The sequence below is a fragment of the Campylobacter sp. B0100352/1 genome, assembly GCF_020135855.1.
Taxonomy (GTDB): Bacteria; Campylobacterota; Campylobacteria; order Campylobacterales; family Campylobacteraceae; genus Campylobacter_D; species Campylobacter_D taeniopygiae.
In genome coordinates this window covers 78883-96555 of record NZ_JACHTP010000001.1, presented here as the reverse complement: position 1 = coordinate 96555, position 17673 = coordinate 78883, and the positions used below count along the sequence as shown (strand labels likewise).

Genomic DNA, 17673 nt, shown 5'->3' with positions numbered 1-17673 from the left:
CCTTAAGAACCAAAACCAAAACTAAAACCAGAACTTGTTTTAGATCCACCTTTAAAAAAGCCCGATCTTGAAGAACTAGAAGATTTACTTGTACTTGCCTTATTAAAACTATTCACACTTCTTTGATAAGCACTTTGACTTGTAAAGGCTCCACGTTGTTGATTAATAAAATTTTGATTGCCAAAAAGTTTTGAACCAATCCAGTTTCCTATAATAGCTCCAGCAGCACTTGTAAGTAAAGTTTCACCTAAACTCAATCCACCACTATTCATTTGATGATTACTTTGAGTAAGATTAGAAGTTCCATTATCTATTTTCTCGGCCTCTTGTTTTATAAGCGCATCCATTTCTTCTTTGCTTAAAATTCGTTCTGTACCATTTAAATCTTTTAAAATTACCACGGTTTCATCGCTAGGAAATTGATATTTTATTTTATATTGACCCGGTGCAACTTCTTCTATGACAACAAAAGCACCTTGCATATTTGAAATTTGATTTGAAGTATCTGAGTTATCGCTACTACAAGCAACCAAAGCACCCCCTGCTACAGCTGCTAAACCACCTATCATACCGATTTGAATAATTTTTTTAATCCTTTTCATAAATAAGCACCCCTAATAATCAAAAAAATTAATGATTAATTCTAACAAAAAATAATAAATTCATTCTTTGATATTAGAAAAATTAAAATAGTTTTGTACTTAAAAAATTTTTAATTGAGTTTTAAAGAAGATTCAAGGATTATCAAAAGCCTTGAAAAGGCCTTTGATTTAAAGTCTTGATTCGTATCGTCTAAGCATATAAAGTCTTTTAAGCATTTTTTTACGTGCTGAAATTTTTTGTTTTTTACGAATTTCAGTCATAGGCTCAAAAAATCTTCTCGCTCTAACTTCAGTTACAACAAGATTTCTATCAACTTGTTTTTTGAATTTACGATATGCTTCGTCAAAAGACTCGTTAGGATGCACCTTAATTCCTGGCACTATCCTCACCACCTTTCGTAATTTAATTTTGCTTAACAAAATTTCATTGTTAAGAGAAAGATTATAAAATATTTATCATTAAATATTTCTTATTAAAGGTAACTTAGAAAACATTTAAAAAATATTTTAGTTTTTATGAATTATAATAGCCATAGAAAACAGAAATAAAAAGGAGTTAAATGCAAAATTTTATTACCGATTATACGAAAAAGCGTTATATTCTTTATGGTATTATTAGTATTATTGCATTAAGTTTGCCATTTATTAGAATCAATGGGAATCATTTTTTTCTTTTAAGTTTTGTCCATGCTAAATTAAATTTATTCTTTGTTTCTTTCTCCACTCAGGAATTTTATCTTATGCCTTTTGTCCTTATACTTCTTTTTTTATTTATATTTTTTATAACGACATTAGGGGGTAGAATTTGGTGTGCTTGGAGTTGTCCTCAAACTATCTTTAGGGTTATTTATAGAGATTTAATCCAAACAAAAATTTTAAAAATTAGAAAAAATATCAACAATAAACAAAAAGAATATTCCGGTCAATATTTAAAAAAAACAATTGCCGTTATTTTATTTTATTTTATCTCTTTAATTGCTATAAGTAATTTACTTTGGTATTTTGTTCCACCAGAAGAGTATTTTGAATACATAAAAAATCCCAATGAGCATTTTCTTTTGATGGGAATTTTATTTTTTGGAAGTCTACTTTTTACCCTTGATGTCACTTATCTAGCAGAAAAATTCTGTATCTATGTTTGCCCATATGCTAGAATACAATCAGTTATGTTTGATCGCGATACTATGCAAGTTATTTATAATGAAAAACGCGGAGGAGTTATTTTTGATGGTAAATTTAAACTTCATAAAAAACCTCCTCAAGGAGAATGTATAGGATGCGAAGCTTGTGTGAGCGTTTGCCCAACACATATTGATATTAGAGCAGGAATGCAGCTTGAATGCATTAATTGCTTAGAATGTGCCGATGCTTGTTCTAAAATTCAAAATAAATTTAATCGCCCAAGCCTTATTAACTGGACAAGTGTCAAATCAATAGAAACCGATCAAAAAATTAAATATTTTCGCTTTCGAACTGTTGGTTATTTAATCGTTATTACAATTGTCTTAATTGCCTTATTTGTTATGGGTAGTAAAAAAGAACACATGCTTTTAAATATCAACCGAAGTAGTGAGTTGTATCAGATTTCGCGCGTAGGTGACAATATAGAAGTTTCAAACGCATATACATTTTTATTTCAAAATACAGATATAAAAGATCATGAGTATTATTTTGAAGCTAAAATAGAAGGTATTGACAACGGTATTGAAATTATTCGTCCGAGCAAACCTTTTAAAATTTCAGCCGGAGAACAGAGCAAAAAAATTGTCATCATTAAGGCTATAAAAAAACTTGCTAACGATAATCATAAAGATGTTATTTTTCCGCTTTCAATTAAAGCTTATGCTAAAGATGATAACAAAATCGTTATTTTTAGAAAAACGATTTTTATTTATCCTAAAGTTTCAATTTTTAAGGAGGTAAAATGAATTCAAACAAAATACTTTCTAAGAAAAATTTGGCTCGAAAAGATAAAATAAAAAAAGTCGCCTGCGAACTTTTTTTAGCACGAGGATTTCAAGAAACCAGCCTAAGTGATATTATCAAAATTTCTGGGGGCTCTTATTCTAATATTTATGATTGTTTTCAAAGCAAAGAGGGTTTATTTTTTGAAATTTTAGATGATGTTTGCAAGAAACATTTTGATCTTATTGCATCTCAAATTCATATCTCTGAAAATAAAAATTTAAAAGAAAATTTAATTTCTTTTGCTAAAGTTTTTGTCAATATATATAATACAGCTCCAATGGTTTCTTTGGGAAAAATTATTTTTTCTCAAGTTTATAATACAGCTTATCTTCAAAATTGGATACAAGATAATCAAAAATTTTTCGCTCGTAACATCTTAGCAAATCTTTTTTCAAAGCAAAAAAATAAATACATCTGCGATAATGCCGCAAAGTTGGCCATTACTTTTTGCAATATGCTAAAAGAACCTTATTATACTTTAAATGTTCTAGTAGATTCCCCGCTTATGAATAATAAAGAACAAGAAGAACATATAGAATTTATGGTTGATCTTTTTTTAAATGGTATTTCAAATAAAACCTAAAAAATATTAAATTCAAGTTTAATTAATAAAATTTAATTAGAATACCAATGTTTAAATATTTTAATAATAAAAAATACAAAAATTAAGGTAAAAATGATGAAATTTGTAAAAAATATCTTTTTAATAAGTATTGCATTTTTAGTTTGTGCTTGCGAAAAAAAAGAAGTTCCCAAAATGCAACAAGATCCAATATCTGTAAGTTTTATGAAAGCAAAATCTGAAAATTTACCTCTTAGTTTCACCTATCCAGCAAAACTCGTAAGCGATTATGATGTGATATTAAAACCTCAAGTAAGCGGAGTGATATTAAAAAAATATTTTAAAGCCGGCGATAGAGTTAAAGAGGGTCAAAAATTATTTCTCATTGAACCTGATAAATTTGAAGCAAATGTTAATTCTGCACAAGGAAAATTCTTAATGGCAAAAGCTAGTTTTGACAATGCTCTAAAAGATTATGAAAGAAACAAAATTTTATTTTCAAAAAAAGCCATTTCAAAAAAAGAATACGATACTTCTTTAGCAAATTTTGATAGTGCAAAAGCAGAACTTGCAAGTTCCAAAGCTGATCTACAAAACGCTAAAATTGATCTTAGTCATACTGAAATTCTTGCACCATTTGATGGAGTTGTCGGTGATGCTTTAGTCAATGTAGGAGATTATGTTAATTCCGCAAATACAGAATTAGTCCGCGTTACAAACCTTAATCCAATTTATGCAGAATTTTACATTTCTGATACAGATAAACTTAATATTATACGAAATACTCAAAGTGGAGAATGGGATCTTAAAAATATTCAAGCTACATTGAATTTAAATGGAGAAGAAGTTAAAGGAAAACTTTATTTTATCGATTCAGTGATAAATGCAGATAGTGGAACTGTTAAAGCTAAAGCTATTTTTGATAATAACAATTCTAGTCTTTTACCAGGAGCATTCGCCACAATCACTTCAGAAGGATTTATCCAAAAAAATGGCTTTAAAATACCACAAAGCGCCATCAAACAAGATCAAAATGAAGTATATGTTTATACCATAGTTAATAACAAAGTTACAAAAAGCCCAATCCACATCAGCTATCAAAACAATGAATATGCCATCATCGACTCTGGACTTAAAAATGATGATAAAATTATTTTAGATAATTTCAAAAAAATTCACATTGGATCTGAAGTTCAAGAAATTGGGAGTAAATAATGTTCTCTAAGTTTTTTATAGAAAGACCAATATTTGCCTCTGTTGTTGCCATTATTATTTCAATTTCTGGAGCCATAGGTTTAATCAATCTACCTGTAGAGCAATATCCTGCGCTAACTCCCCCTACAGTTCAAGTAACAGCAAGTTATACTGGTGCAGATGCTCAAACGATAGCCTCAACTGTTGCAACTCCTATTGAAGATGCAATCAATGGCGTTGATAATATGATTTATATGGATTCTACGAGTTCTACAGGCCAAATGAAACTCACTGTTTATTTTGATATAGGAACTGATCCTGATCAAGCAACTGTGAATGTAAATAATAGAATTTCAGCAGCAACAGCAAAACTCCCAGAAGCAGTTAAAAAACTTGGGGTAACCGTTAGAAAATCTTCTTCTTCGATACTTGAAGTTGTTTCCATCTATTCGGATGATAATTCGATGAGCGATGTAGATATTTTTAACTATACTACTTTAAATATCTTAGATGAATTAAAAAGAATTCCTGGAGTTGGAGATGCTAACGCCATAGGTGGTAAAAACTATTCTATGAGAATTTGGCTTAAACCTGATTTATTAAACAAATTTAACATAACCGCTACAGATGTTATCAATGCAATTAATGAACAAAATGCTCAATATGCGACAGGAAAAATTGGCGAAGAACCTGTTATCAATAAATCCGCTCAAGTACTTTCTATAACAATGCAAGGAAGACTTTCCACTCCTAAAGAATTTGAAAATATCATTATAAGAGTTAATAAAGATGGATCTTTTTTAAGAATCAAAGATGTGGCAAATGTAGAAATAGGTTCTCAAGAATATACCTCAACCGGACGTTTAGGCACTAAACCAGCTGTTCCAATTATGATTAATTTACAATCAGGTGCTAATGCTGTAAGCACTGCAAAATTAGTCAATAAAAAACTTGAAGAACTTTCTAAAAATTTCCCTCAAGGTTTAAAATATAAAGTTCCTTTTGATACAACAATTTTCGTTAAAGCTTCTATTAAAGAAGTGATAAAAACTTTTGCTGAAGCCTTAATTTTAGTTCTTATTGTTATGTATCTTTTCTTAAAAAATTTCAGATCAACCCTTATTCCAATGATCGCTGTTCCTGTTTCATTACTGGGAACTTTTGCTGTGCTTTATTTACTTGGCTTTAGCATTAATCTTTTGACTCTTTTTGCCCTTGTTTTAGCCATAGGTATTGTTGTTGATGATGCTATCATAGTGGTTGAAAATATTGATAGAATTATACATTCTAACCCCAATATTTCGATCAAAGATGCAGCTATTCAAGCTATGCATGAAGTAAGTTCACCAGTTATTTCTATTGTTCTTGTTTTATGTGCTGTTTTTATCCCTGTGTCATTTATTTCAGGGTTTGTAGGAGAAATTCAAAAACAGTTTGCCCTAACCTTAGCCGCTTCTGTTGCTATTTCTGGATTTGTTGCACTCACATTGACTCCTTCATTGTCTGCAATTTTTTTAACAAGAAATGAATCAAAACCTTTCTATTTTGTTCAAAAATTTAATGATTTTTTTGACTGGAGTACTTCTGTATTTAGTGCTGGTGTAGCCTATATGCTAAAACGCACTATTCGCTTTGTTCTTATTTTTTGTATTATGCTAGGAGCGATTTTTTATTTATATAAAATTGTACCAAGTTCTCTTGTTCCAAGTGAAGATCAAGGTGCTATTATAAGTCTTATCAATCTACCTGCTGGCTCACCTTTACATAAAACCATAGAAGAAGTAGAAAATATGAATAAAGATATCTACAAAATGGATGGTGTAGAATCAGCTATTTCTCTTATAGGATTTGATCTTTTCACAAGCTCTTTAAAAGAAAATGTTACAGTAACATTTTTAAAATTAAAAGATTGGAGTGAAAGAAAATTAAATTCTAATCAAATCATTGGTATGTTATTTGGAAAATATGCAAACGATAGAAACGCTCAAAGCTTTTTTATTAACCTTCCTGCGATCCCTGGAATCAGTTTAACAGGTGGTTTTGAAATGTATGTCCAAAATAAAAGCGGAAAAACTTATGATCAAATTCAACAAGATGTTAATAAATTACTAGAAGCAGCAAAAAAAAGAAAAGAATTATTTAATGTAAAAACAACCCTTGATACTAATTTTCCACAATATAAACTTATTATTGATCGAGATAAAATGAAATATTTTAATCTCAATATGCAAGATGTTTTTAATACTATTAGTGCAACAATAGGAACTTATTATGTTAATGATTTTCCTATGTTGGGAAAAAATTTCCAAGTTAATATTCGAGCTTTAGGAGATTTTAGAAATACTCAAGACGCGTTAAGAAATATCTTTGTAAGATCAAATGATGGAAAAATGATCCCTCTTAACTCATTTTTAACCCTCTCTAGAAGTGTTGGGCCTGATGATGTTAAAAGATTTAATCTTTTTCCAGCTGCTCTTATACAAGGAGATCCTGCATCGGGTTATTCTTCTGGACAAGCTATTGAAGCGATCTCAGCTGTTGCTAAAGAAACCTTAGGAAGTGATTATTCAATTGCTTGGGCAGGAACTGCTTATCAAGAAGTTAATTCTAAAGGCACTGGATTATTTGCTTTCACCTTAGGAATGGTTTTTGTATTTTTAATTTTGGCAGCTCAATATGAAAGATGGCTTATTCCACTTGCTGTTGTTACCGCTGTTCCTTTTGCAGCATTTGGATCTTTTCTTTTGGTAGCTCTTTCGGGATTTGACAACGATATATATTTTCAAACTGGACTTTTGCTTTTAATCGGACTTTCTGCAAAAAATGCAATTTTGATTATTGAATTTGCTATGGAAGAACATCTTAAAAAAGGAAAAAGTGTTTTTGATGCTGCCATTAGTGCTGCAAAATTAAGATTTAGACCTATTGTTATGACTTCACTAGCCTTTACTTTTGGTGTTTTACCAATGATTTTTGCTCATGGGGCAGGAAGTGCTTCCCGTCATGCTTTAGGAACGGGGCTTATAGGTGGGATGATCGCTGCTTCTACTTTAGCGATTTTCTTTGTTCCATTATTTTTCTATCTTTTAGAAAATCTAAGTATTTGGATTAACAAGAAAAGAGGTAAAATCCGTGAATAAGATTATTTCAATAAGCATTATTACAAGTCTTGGATTATTGATTTCAGCCTGCTCTTTAAGCCCAAATTTAAATATTCCTGAAACAAATTATACCCTTGCTGATAGCAAACAAGAAAATAATAACGGTATTGATCAAAGATGGTGGGAAGAATTTCAAGATGAACATTTAAATAAACTTGTTGATTTAGCCCTTAGGAACAATTCTGATTTAAAAATTGCTTATATACATTTAAAACAAGCTAGCGCACAATTAGGGATCGATTTTAGCAATTTATTGCCAAAATTTGATGCAAGTGCAAATGCTCTAAGAAGTAAAACTTCGATAAATGCACCAACAAATAAAAGTGGTCAATTTAATTATGGCAATGACTTTAAAATGGGGTTAAATTTAAGCTATGAAATTGATCTTTGGGGCAAGTACCGAGATTCTTATAGAGCAAGTAAAGCTTCTTTTGAGGCAAGTAAATATGATTATGAAGCGGCAAGACTTTCCATTATTTCAAATACAGTTCAAACGTATTTTAATCTCGTAAATGCTTATGAAAATGAAAATGCTTTAAAGCAAGCTTATGAAGCAGCACAAGAAATTTATCGCATTAATAATGAAAAATTTTCAGCAGGAACTACTGGAGAGTATGAATTATCTCAAGCTAAAGCCAATCTTGAAAGTATTTCTTTACAATACAATCAAGCACGACTTAATAAAGAAAACTATCTTAAAGCTTTAAAAATATTAACCTCCAATGATTTAAATAATATACTTTATCAAAATCAAGACTACCAAACCTTTAATCTTAAAGAGTTTGATATTCCAACTGGAATCACTAGCGAAATTTTATTACAACGTCCTGATATCAGCTCTTCTTTAGAAAAACTCATGCAAAAAAATTATCTTATAGGCGTTGCTCGTTCAGCTTTTTTACCTAGTCTTTCCTTAACCGGACTTTTAGGTTTTGAAAGTAATGATTTAGATACTTTGGTAAAAAATGGCTCTAAAACGTGGAATATAGGTGGAAGTTTTTTAATGCCTATTTTCCACTGGGGTGAAATTAATGAAAATGTTAATTTAGCCAAATTAAATAAAGATGAAGCCTTTATAAACTATGAGAATACTTTAAAAACGGCCTTTGGGGAAATTCGGTACGCTTTAGTTTCTAGAAAAAACATACGCTTACAATACGATAATGCTTTATCTAGCGAACAAGCCTATAAAAGGATTTATGAAATTGCTAAAGAGCGTTATGATGTAGGAGAAATGTCTTTGCAAGATTATTTAGAAGCTCGAAAAAATTGGCTTAATTCTCAAATCAATTTCAACAATACAAAATACTCTTATGCTAACTCTATCGTAGATGTTATCAAAGCCTTTGGCGGTGGATTTGATCAACAAGATGAAAATTCTTGGGAAAATGCCCAAAAAGAAGAGTTTCAAAATTTAGAAAATTCTTTAAAATAAACGTTTGATTTAGAAATCTTTTTCTAAATCAGCGCTTGTGATTTTATAGGCCTTATAAATAGCTGGTAATATTTTTCTTATTGCATAATCATAATGATAAAATCGTTTATACATCTCTTGGGCATTTAAATCTTTTGCATTTTTAAAATCAAAAACTTCAGTATTTTTTAATTTTTCAATATTTTCATCAAAAAAAGAATAAAATTCTGATCTTTTTTTAAATAAGGCATTTAAATCCTTGACAATTTCTGATTTTTCCATAATATCACATCCTTTTAAAATAATTTCTATTGAAATATAAAAAATTTACCATTAATTTAGTAAAAATTTGATAAAGTTCTCTATCATACTTTAATTATTAGGTTTATTCGATGAATTTGTTTCAAAATTTAGCTTTAAAATATTCTCATATTATGATGGAAAAATCTTTAGAAAAAGGTTTTAATGTTGAGCTTTTAAAGGATCCAAAAGAAAAAATCCCAAAAAATGATAAAACTTATATGCTTTATGCTCATATACCTTTTTGTCATACTTTTTGTCCTTATTGCAGTTTTCATAAATATTATTATGATGAAGAATTAGCTAAAATTTATTTTGAAAATCTAAGAAAAGAAATACTCTTAATTAAAGAAAAGGGGTTTGATTTTACCTCTATGTATGTTGGTGGCGGCACAACTCTTATTCATGAAGAAGAACTACTAAAAACCTTGGAACTTTGTAAAAAAATTTTCAATATTAAAGAAATTTCTTGCGAAACGGATCCAAATCATATAAAACCTGAAAAACTTTCCATGTTTAAAGGCGTAATCGATAGGTTAAGTTGCGGAGTTCAGAGTTTCAATGACGATATTTTAAAAAAAGTTGCAAGATATAATAAATTTGGCTCTTCTCAAATGCTTCAAGAAAAAATTTCAAAAGCAATAAATATTTTACCTATTTTTAGTATAGATTTGATCTTTAATCTTCCAGGGCAAACAACAGAGCAACTTTTAAATGATTTAACTGTTGCTAAAAATTTAGCTCCTCAACAAATTACAACTTATCCCTTAATGAAATCAGGATTAACCAAAGATAATATAGCTAAAAGTTTAGGCGTAAGCACTGAAGATAATGAATTTAAATTTTATCAAATCATACGAGACTTTTTTAAAGATTATCAGCAAAATAATGGCTGGAGTTTCTCTTTGGAAAAAAACACATTCAATGATGAATATGTAAGTTCTCATCATGAATATTTAGGAGTAGGTAGTGGTGCTTTTAGTTTTTTAGATGGAGAACTTTTAATCAATGCTTTTGATTTAAACGATTATTCAAGACTTATAAAAGAAAAACAAAATGCAAATATTGCAAAAGCTAATTTTGATAAAAAAGAAATCATAAAATACGTCTTTTTAACTGAAATTTTTGCGGGAAAAATAGATATCAAACGCTTCAATAAAACTCTTAATTGCGATCTTGAAAAAGAGCTTTTTATTGAGCTTTTGGGTCTTAAAATGAGCGGAGCCATCAAAAAAGAAGATGATTTTTTAACTACAAGCAAATTTGGTCAATATCTTTTTGTTGTTTTAATGAAAGATTTTTACACTGGAATGGATCTTGTTCGTGCAGTTTTTAGAGATAGTAAGCGTATTAAAAATAAAAACTTTATCGACATTATGAAAGAAGATGTTAATCCGCTTGAACCCGCTAGTATGGAGATCAAGGCGAATTAAGATTAGAACGGGCGGACAACCATCATTAAAGCGATGATGATAAACATAATTGTGGGAAATTCATTATAAATTCTAAAGTATTTTCCGCTTTTTGTATAAATATCTTTAGATAAAGCTTTTAAACAAAAATAATTGTGTATATGAAAAAGGATTAAAAGCGTTACACAGGTAAGTTTTACATGCATATAAGCTGCCCCTTCCATTAAAATTTCTTTATGAGCATGCAACATTAAACTTCCGGTAATCAAAGTCGCAATCATTGCAGGATTTTGTATAGCAAAATAAAGTTTTCTCTCTTGAATTTTTACCACATCAGTAAAACCTTTATTTTCTTTATGTTCTACATGATATACAAAAAGTCTTGGCAAGTAAAAAAGTCCGGCCATCCAAGAAACAAAAGCTAGATAATGCACCCATTTAATCCAAAAATAATACTCATTAATCCATTCTGTCATTTTTACTCCTTCTTTTTATAAAAATTTCTTGTATAAAAATCAACGCAACACTAATATTTATCATAACATCTGCTACATTAAAAATAGCAAAATTAAACCATTTGTGCCAAAAAAACATATCTACAACTCCACCATGTACAAAACGATCCAAAAGATTTGAGCATCCAGAACCTAACATTATCCCAAAAGCTACGATATGTTCTTTTAAAAATTTTTTTTGCCAAAAAAGATACATGACAAGTATCAATATAAATACCAAATGAAAATATTTTAAATAATGATCTAAAAAACTAAGCATTGAAAATGCAATACCAGTGTTTAGAGCAAAGGTTAAATCAAAATATTCACTTTGCCACCTCATCCCCCCTAAAGTCAATTGCTTAACCCATTGATCTAGGATAAATGCTGCTATAAAACAAAGGATAAATTGTAATTTTTTACTCATTTAAAGCTTTCTTAAAAAAATTAATAACATTATTCATTTCTTTTTCCAAAACTTTACTATCTTTATTTTCTAGCAAAAGCCTAATCAAATTTTCAGTTCCAGAGTAACGAAATAAATAATTAATATTTTTATTTTCCAAATCTTTTTTTAGTTCTTTTAAACCTTTAATTTTTTCTAAGTCTTTTTTTTCAGAAATTTTCAAATTTGTTAAAAGTTGCGGATAAGGCTTAATTTGACTTAAAATCGCACTCGCACTTTTTTTCCTTGAAAGCATTAATGCACTAAATTGCAAGGCTGCTATAAGCCCATCTCCTGTTTTAGCATAATCACTAAAAATAATATGCCCACTTTGTTCTCCACCAAAATTTCCACCGATGGCTTTTAGTTTTTCGAGTACATATTTATCTCCAACATTGCAAGTTTCAAGTGAAATTTCATGCTTATTTAAAAATTCTTTCAACGCCCCATTACTCATAATAGTTGCAACAACGCTTGATTTTAACTTGCCTTGCTCTTTTAAATAAAGAGCTAAAACACCTAATAAGCTATCACCATGTGCCACTTCGCCTTTTTCATTCACTACCACCAAACGATCAGCATCTCCATCGAAAGCAAAACCAACATCTGCACGAAATTTTATCACTTCAGATGCTAAATTCGACGGGTGCAAAGCTCCACAATTTTCATTAATATTAAGCCCATTTGGTTGATCATTGATCACAATAACTTCTGCCCCAAGCTCTCTAAATACAGTTGGTGCTACCTTATAAGAAGCTCCATGTGCCACATCTAAAACAACACGTAATGATTTTAAAGTCAAATCTTTAGGAAAAGAATTTTTAATTGAAACAATATAACGTCCTATAACATCATCAATTCTTTTAGCTTGTCCTATTTGATCCATACTCACTTTAGAATCTTGTATAAGTTTGTCATTAAAATAAATTTCTTCTATTTTTCTTTCAACATCTTCATTAAGCTTATTTCCATGTGCGTCAAAAAATTTAATACCATTATCATAATAAGGATTATGAGAAGCCGAGATCATTATACCTGCATCGCAACGCATATCTTCTGTTAAAAAAGCAATAGCAGGAGTTGGCATAGGTCCTATTTCAATGACATTATATCCTATAGAAGTCAAACCTGATACAATAGCATTTTCTATCATATAACCACTTCGCCTAGTATCCTTACCTACTAAAATATTATTTGTAATACTTTTATCTTTAAAATAAATTCCAGCAGCCATAGCCAAACGCATCGCTAAGAAACTATCTAGGAATTCTCCAGCTTTTGCTCTTACGCCATCCGTTCCAAAAAGTTTCATTTATATCCTTTTTTGATAGTATTACTTTAAATTATAACAAAAAATAAAGTCTGAAAAACTAATAGACTTAAAAAAGTCTATTAGTTTAATTAGAATTGAGGTAGTGGTGTTTTTTCTGTGGAAACTGGAAGCTGAGGATAAATTATTTTAGGTTTAACACCTGTTAAAGATTTTAAAAATGTCTCTATACTTTTTGCATCTTTATTAGAAATGTTAATTCCAAGTTGCACACTTCCCATCTCTTTAATAGCATCGGTTAATTTCCAAATCGCCCCATTGTGAAAATAAGGTGCTGTTTCAGCTACATTTCTTAAAGTTGGTGTTTTAACCATTCCATTTGCATCTCCTTTAAAATCACCCAAATTAGAAAATTTATATTTTCCAGCTACTTCGAAAGGTTGCATATTTCCGCCCAAATTAACTCCGTTATGACAAGCCACACATCCTTTGTCTATAAAAAGTCTTAAACCTTTTTTCTCATCATTACTTAAGGCTTTTTCATCGCCATTTAAAAAAGCATCAAAGCGAGATGGAGTGATCAAAGTTCTTTCAAAATTTGCAATCGCATCGGCTATATTGTCAAAACTAACACCACTTTTGCCATAAATTTGTTTAAATTCTTTCACATATTCAGGTAAAGATGAAATTTTTTCAACAGCTAATTTTGCAGGAGTAGCCATTTCTGGTTCTGATTGTATAGGGCCTTTGGCTTGATCTGCTAAATTTTTCGCACGACCATCCCAAAACTGCACATTATTTAAAAATGCATTATAAACGGTTGGAGAATTTAAATGATGAGGATTTTCTTTCCATTTATTTCCTATAGCAGTTGAAACTCCATCTGCACCACCTAAACCTAAATTATGACAAGTATTGCATGAAATAATACCACTTTTTGAGAGTCTAGGATCAAAATAAAGTTTTTTACCAAGTTCAACTTTTCTAAGATCAAATTGACTTACTTTCACCCCATTTGATTTTAAAATTTCCTCAACGCCTTTTTGATCTTTTGGCAAAGGCTTTAAACCAGAATTTTTAGCCTCATCAATTAAATTCATTGCACTTAGGCTTGAAGCAACAAATATTGCTGCAAACAACAAAAATCTCATCTTTTACTCCTTTATATAGAATTAAAAATTTTAAATTTATTAATCTATATTAATAAATTATGAATAAATACTATTCTTTTAACGCTTAAATAAGAATAAAAAATATGTATTAATATTTTTTATTCTTAGCTAGACTTATTTATTTTTTTTATCTATAATATTCCTTTACAAACAACCTAAAAATAATATTATGAGGTTTATAACAGTGGAAAATTTAATTATTTACGCTATGGCTTATTGCTTAGGTGCAATTCCTTTTGGCTTAATTTTGACAAAAAAATTTGCAAATATAAATATCAAAAATCAAGGATCAAAAAATATAGGAGCAACTAATGTTTTAAGGGTTGTAAAAGAATATAATCCCACTTTAGCTAAAAAACTTGCCATTGCAACAGTGATTTTAGACTTTGCAAAAGCTGCATTACCTTTACTTGTGTTAAAATTTTTAAATTATGATTTAAATGTACTTTGGAGCGTTGCTGTATTAGCTGTATTTGGACATTGTTATTCTATTTATTTATTATTTGAAGGCGGAAAAGGTGTTGCAACAGGCGCTGGAGCTATGATTGTACTTTTACCTTTAGAGGTTGTAACAGCTTTTGTTGTTTGGTTTATTGTGGGTAAAATTTTTAAAATTTCTTCCTTGGCATCTTTATTGGCCTTAGCAACCTTTATTGGAAGTTCTTTTATTTTTAATTACAATATGGAAGTTATTAATACTCACGCACCTGTATTTATCATAGCTTTTCTTATTTTTTATAAGCATATTCCAAATATTTATAGATTAATTTTCAAAAAAGAATGCAAAGTCATATAAGCATAAAAATACATTTTAAATGTATTATCGGAATTTTAAACTTTGAACGCAAAAAAAAGCAAAAAATTTGTGTTAAATTAAAAGCTAAGGCAAATGATTTTTTAGACTATGCAAAGGTTTCAAAAAAAATCAAAAAAATATACAAAAAAGAAAAATTTTTTACCTTAGAGGAATCTTTGGATTTTACAAGTGAAAAACTTCATTATAAATTTCCTCAAATCACTTATTTAAAAATAGCAACTTTTAAACCTAAAATAATAAAAAATGGCAAAGTTGGAGTAAAATTAAAAAAAAGATATTAATTTTTTTTTAAAGATATCTAAACATTTACTTAAACTATGTTATAATTTTTAAAATTTTCTTATTACGAAGGATAAAACAATGAGAATTTTAGTTATAGAGGATGAAATTAGCCTTAATAAGTCTATTATAGATAATCTCAATGAATTTGGCTATCAAACAGATTCATCGGAAAATTTTAAAGATGGGGAATATTATATTGGAATAAGACATTATGATTTGGTATTAGCAAGCTGGAACCTATCTGATGGTGATGGCACAGAACTTATCAATATCATAAAACAAAAATCCCCTAGAACTTCAATAGTTATCATGTCTTCAAAAACTGATAAAGAAACAGAAATAAAAGCTCTTAAAGCAGGAGCTGATGATTTTATAAAAAAACCTTTAGATTTTGATATTTTACTAGCAAGAATTGAAGCAAGATTAAGACTTGGTGGAACAAATGTGATTAAAATTGAAGATCTTATCATTGATCCAGATGAAGAAAAAATCACTTATAAGGATCAAGATATAGAACTCAAAGGGAAACCTTTTGAGGTTTTAACTCATTTAGCTAGACATTCAGATCAAATTGTATCTAAAGAACAACTTTTAGATGCTATTTGGGAAGAACCTGAACTTGTAACCCCAAATGTTATTGAAGTGGCTATCAATCAAATTCGCCAAAAAATGGACAAACCTTTAAATATTTCTACTATTGAAACAGTTCGCAGAAGAGGATATCGTTTCTGCTTTCCTAAAAAATCTTGAAAAAAATTTTACACCATTTCTTGGTGTAAAATTTATCTTTTTTATTTAATTTTATATTATATTTAAGTTTGATTATTGTATAAACTAGACAAATATTATTTAGTTTATGAAAGGTTATAATGGCTCTTTTAATAACAAAAGATTGCGTATGTTGCGACGCTTGCAGAGAAGAATGTCCTGATGAGGCTATTTATGAACATAGTCCAATTTATGTTATTGACGCTGATCTTTGCTCTGAATGTGTGAATGATTTTTCAGAACCTGCTTGCATAGTGGCCTGCCCTTATGAATGTATTATTCCAGATCCTGATAACATAGAAAGTATAGAAGAGTTAAAATTAAAAAATCGCAATAGAGATCTATAATGGCCAAAAAAACCGCTGTTGTTGATTTAGGATCAAATTCTATTAGAATGGTGATTTTTGAAAAAACTTCAAGATATGGTTTTTATACAACTTGTGAATACAAACGTAAAGTAAGATTAGGTGAAAATTCTTACAATAATGGTAAAATTCTTCAAGAAGAAGCTATGCAAAAAGCTGAAAATGCTTTAAGATTTTTCAAGCAATGCTCTTTAAAACACAAATGTAAAAAAATTTTCATCATAGGAACTTCAGCTTTAAGAGATGCCCCCAACTCTAAAGAATTTATAAAAAGAATCAAAACCAAGCTTAATTTAAATATACGATGTATTGATGGGAAAGAAGAAAGTTATCTAGGTGGTTTAGCCGCTTTAAATCTTTTAAGCCCTTTTAAAGATGCCACTACTCTTGATATAGGTGGAGGATCAAGTGAGCTTTGTTTGATTAAAAACAATAAAATAGTTTCTTGTATTTCTTTAGACATAGGAACAGTTAGATTGAAAGAATTGTTTTTTGACAAAGGAAAAACCAAATCTTTAGATCAGTTTATCGATCCTATTTTAAAACAAATTCCTAAAGAATTTTGTAATCACAATCTTATAGCCATAGGTGGAAGCTTAAGAGCTATTTCAAATTCTATTATGCAAAAAAATTCTTATCCTTTGAAAAATTTACACGATTTTCGTTATGATTTAGAAGAAGAAAGAGAGCATATTGAAAAAATTCTTGAAGCTAAAGTTGATTCTTTGGCAAATTTTGGCATCAAAAAAGACCGTTTTGATACTATTAAAAAAGGAATTTTTATATTTTTAAAAATTGCCCAAAAACTCAATACGAAACATATTATAACAAGTGGAGTGGGAATTAGAGAAGGAATATATTTAAAAGATTTATTACGCCCAAACAATCGTTTTCCTGTAAATTTCAACCCTAGTTTAAAATCCTTGCAAGATAGATTTCTACAAGAAGATAAAAATAATCATACAGCCAAATTTGCAATGCAATTATTCAATGCTTTAAAAAACATTCACAAAATTCATGATCATTATAAACAAAGCTTGTTAGCTGCAGCCAAACTATGTCATATAGGAGAGTATTTGAATTTTTATTTTTCAAATGAACACTCTGCGCATTTTATTTTAGGTGGATTAAATTATGGTTTTTCACACAAAGAAAAAGTTTTAATCGCAAATATTATTAAGCTAAATGGAAAAAAAATCAACCCATATAATCTAGAGCCTCATAAACAACTTTTGCCTAATTTTCATATTCTTTCTTGGTTAAATTTCATACTCAATTTAGCAAAAACTCTAAACAATACCAATGAAAGCAAAATCAATTTTACCGTTTTAGATAATACGCTTTATATTTTTAATGAATTTAAAGAACTAAATTTACCAAAAGAAGAATTGAAAAAAATTGCAAAACCTGCATCAATAGCTTTAAGCTTTAATCAAAAGCCTTAGAG

18 protein-coding genes are annotated in these 17673 nt (G+C 29.2%); 11 read left to right on the top strand and 7 right to left on the bottom strand.

From position 1 onward, the window contains the following. Nucleotides 1–2 precede the first annotated feature (2 nt). Nucleotides 3–602 (bottom strand): UPF0323 family lipoprotein, encoded by a 600-nt coding sequence (locus H2279_RS00505; RefSeq protein ID WP_337195233.1) that lies wholly within the window; start codon nt 600–602, stop codon nt 3–5. 168 nt (nt 603–770) lie between these two features. After that, entirely contained in the window at nt 771–983 is a 213-nt protein-coding gene (gene rpsU / locus H2279_RS00500; RefSeq protein ID WP_002780697.1) for a 30S ribosomal protein S21, read from the bottom strand. 179 nt (nt 984–1162) lie between these two features. Between rpsU and ccoG the strand changes: the two genes are divergently transcribed. The 5 genes from ccoG to H2279_RS00475 all read left to right on the top strand — a co-directional run bounded on the left by ccoG (nt 1163) and on the right by H2279_RS00475 (nt 8922). Continuing rightward, complete coding sequence (gene ccoG / locus H2279_RS00495; protein ID WP_137623253.1) at nt 1163–2530, top strand: cytochrome c oxidase accessory protein CcoG; 1368 nt, start codon at nt 1163–1165, stop codon at nt 2528–2530. Further along, complete coding sequence (locus H2279_RS00490) at nt 2527–3153, top strand: TetR/AcrR family transcriptional regulator (protein WP_337195232.1); 627 nt, start codon at nt 2527–2529, stop codon at nt 3151–3153. The genes ccoG and H2279_RS00490 overlap by 4 nt, the downstream gene beginning before the upstream one ends. A gap of 93 nt (nt 3154–3246) precedes the next feature. Then, a complete protein-coding gene (locus H2279_RS00485; RefSeq protein ID WP_337195231.1) occupies nt 3247–4347 on the top strand; it encodes an efflux RND transporter periplasmic adaptor subunit in 1101 nt (366 codons plus the stop codon). Then, nucleotides 4347–7466 (top strand): efflux RND transporter permease subunit, encoded by a 3120-nt coding sequence (locus tag H2279_RS00480; protein WP_337195230.1) that lies wholly within the window; start codon nt 4347–4349, stop codon nt 7464–7466. The genes H2279_RS00485 and H2279_RS00480 overlap by 1 nt, the downstream gene beginning before the upstream one ends. Further along, nucleotides 7459–8922 carry a TolC family protein gene (locus H2279_RS00475; RefSeq protein ID WP_337195229.1) on the top strand — a complete coding sequence of 488 codons (1464 nt, stop codon included), beginning with the start codon at nt 7459–7461 and terminating at the stop codon, nt 8920–8922. Before H2279_RS00480 ends, H2279_RS00475 begins: the two co-directional genes overlap by 8 nt. A gap of 9 nt (nt 8923–8931) precedes the next feature. Here H2279_RS00475 and cmeU read toward each other — a convergent pair whose 3' ends face one another. Next, nucleotides 8932–9183 carry a CmeU family protein gene (cmeU, locus tag H2279_RS00470; protein ID WP_137623258.1) on the bottom strand — a complete coding sequence of 84 codons (252 nt, stop codon included), beginning with the start codon at nt 9181–9183 and terminating at the stop codon, nt 8932–8934. A 110-nt stretch (nt 9184–9293) separates the two neighbouring features. Here cmeU and H2279_RS00465 point away from each other — a divergent pair, with 110 nt between their 5' ends. Then, on the top strand, nt 9294–10634 hold the full coding sequence (locus tag H2279_RS00465; protein WP_137623259.1) for a coproporphyrinogen III oxidase family protein: 1341 nt from the start codon (nt 9294–9296) through the stop codon (nt 10632–10634). A 2-nt stretch (nt 10635–10636) separates the two neighbouring features. Here the strand turns inward: H2279_RS00465 and hemJ are convergent, their stop codons facing one another. From hemJ to H2279_RS00445, 4 genes are all read right to left on the bottom strand, one after another. Then, nucleotides 10637–11089, bottom strand: a complete 453-nt coding sequence (hemJ, locus tag H2279_RS00460) for a protoporphyrinogen oxidase HemJ (protein WP_137623260.1) — start codon at nt 11087–11089, stop codon at nt 10637–10639. Further along, nucleotides 11073–11534 (bottom strand): signal peptidase II, encoded by a 462-nt coding sequence (lspA, locus tag H2279_RS00455; RefSeq protein WP_137623261.1) that lies wholly within the window; start codon nt 11532–11534, stop codon nt 11073–11075. Before lspA ends, hemJ begins: the two co-directional genes overlap by 17 nt. Beyond that, a complete protein-coding gene (gene glmM, locus H2279_RS00450) occupies nt 11527–12864 on the bottom strand; it encodes a phosphoglucosamine mutase (protein ID WP_137623262.1) in 1338 nt (445 codons plus the stop codon). Before glmM ends, lspA begins: the two co-directional genes overlap by 8 nt. An 89-nt stretch (nt 12865–12953) precedes the next feature. Beyond that, nucleotides 12954–13973 (bottom strand): cytochrome-c peroxidase, encoded by a 1020-nt coding sequence (locus tag H2279_RS00445; RefSeq protein ID WP_137623263.1) that lies wholly within the window; start codon nt 13971–13973, stop codon nt 12954–12956. A gap of 205 nt (nt 13974–14178) precedes the next feature. Here H2279_RS00445 and plsY point away from each other — a divergent pair, with 205 nt between their 5' ends. The 5 genes from plsY (at nt 14179) to H2279_RS00420 (ending at nt 17671) form a co-directional block, all read left to right on the top strand. Then, nucleotides 14179–14790, top strand: coding sequence for a glycerol-3-phosphate 1-O-acyltransferase PlsY (plsY, locus tag H2279_RS00440; RefSeq protein ID WP_337195228.1), 612 nt, complete (start codon nt 14179–14181; stop codon nt 14788–14790). Next, on the top strand, nt 14775–15092 hold the full coding sequence (locus H2279_RS00435) for a dihydroneopterin aldolase (protein WP_337195227.1): 318 nt from the start codon (nt 14775–14777) through the stop codon (nt 15090–15092). The genes plsY and H2279_RS00435 overlap by 16 nt, the downstream gene beginning before the upstream one ends. A gap of 79 nt (nt 15093–15171) precedes the next feature. After that, nucleotides 15172–15843, top strand: a complete 672-nt coding sequence (gene hsrA, locus H2279_RS00430) for a homeostatic response regulator transcription factor HsrA (protein WP_137623266.1) — start codon at nt 15172–15174, stop codon at nt 15841–15843. Between the two features lie 119 nt (nt 15844–15962). Beyond that, nucleotides 15963–16208 carry a YfhL family 4Fe-4S dicluster ferredoxin gene (locus H2279_RS00425; protein ID WP_137623267.1) on the top strand — a complete coding sequence of 82 codons (246 nt, stop codon included), beginning with the start codon at nt 15963–15965 and terminating at the stop codon, nt 16206–16208. After that, entirely contained in the window at nt 16208–17671 is a 1464-nt protein-coding gene (locus H2279_RS00420) for a Ppx/GppA phosphatase family protein (RefSeq protein WP_337195226.1), read from the top strand. Before H2279_RS00425 ends, H2279_RS00420 begins: the two co-directional genes overlap by 1 nt. Nucleotides 17672–17673 lie beyond the last annotated feature (2 nt).

Excerpts from the sequence above, each read along its gene's own strand:
- H2279_RS00445 (WP_137623263.1), bottom strand. The coding sequence starts at position 13,973 with ATGAGATTTTTGTTGTTTGCAGCAATATTTGTTGCTTCAAGCCTAAGT.
- H2279_RS00485 (WP_337195231.1), top strand. The coding sequence starts at position 3,247 with ATGATGAAATTTGTAAAAAATATCTTTTTAATAAGTATTGCATTTTTA.
- H2279_RS00490 (WP_337195232.1), top strand. The coding sequence starts at position 2,527 with ATGAATTCAAACAAAATACTTTCTAAGAAAAATTTGGCTCGAAAAGAT.
- H2279_RS00505 (WP_337195233.1), bottom strand. The coding sequence starts at position 602 with ATGAAAAGGATTAAAAAAATTATTCAAATCGGTATGATAGGTGGTTTA.
- cmeU (WP_137623258.1), bottom strand. The coding sequence starts at position 9,183 with ATGGAAAAATCAGAAATTGTCAAGGATTTAAATGCCTTATTTAAAAAA.
- H2279_RS00465 (WP_137623259.1), top strand. The coding sequence starts at position 9,294 with ATGAATTTGTTTCAAAATTTAGCTTTAAAATATTCTCATATTATGATG.
- H2279_RS00480 (WP_337195230.1), top strand. The coding sequence starts at position 4,347 with ATGTTCTCTAAGTTTTTTATAGAAAGACCAATATTTGCCTCTGTTGTT.
- glmM (WP_137623262.1), bottom strand. The coding sequence starts at position 12,864 with ATGAAACTTTTTGGAACGGATGGCGTAAGAGCAAAAGCTGGAGAATTC.
- H2279_RS00435 (WP_337195227.1), top strand. The coding sequence starts at position 14,775 with ATGCAAAGTCATATAAGCATAAAAATACATTTTAAATGTATTATCGGA.
- ccoG (WP_137623253.1), top strand. The coding sequence starts at position 1,163 with ATGCAAAATTTTATTACCGATTATACGAAAAAGCGTTATATTCTTTAT.
- lspA (WP_137623261.1), bottom strand. The coding sequence starts at position 11,534 with ATGAGTAAAAAATTACAATTTATCCTTTGTTTTATAGCAGCATTTATC.
- hsrA (WP_137623266.1), top strand. The coding sequence starts at position 15,172 with ATGAGAATTTTAGTTATAGAGGATGAAATTAGCCTTAATAAGTCTATT.
- hemJ (WP_137623260.1), bottom strand. The coding sequence starts at position 11,089 with ATGACAGAATGGATTAATGAGTATTATTTTTGGATTAAATGGGTGCAT.
- H2279_RS00425 (WP_137623267.1), top strand. The coding sequence starts at position 15,963 with ATGGCTCTTTTAATAACAAAAGATTGCGTATGTTGCGACGCTTGCAGA.
- H2279_RS00420 (WP_337195226.1), top strand. The coding sequence starts at position 16,208 with ATGGCCAAAAAAACCGCTGTTGTTGATTTAGGATCAAATTCTATTAGA.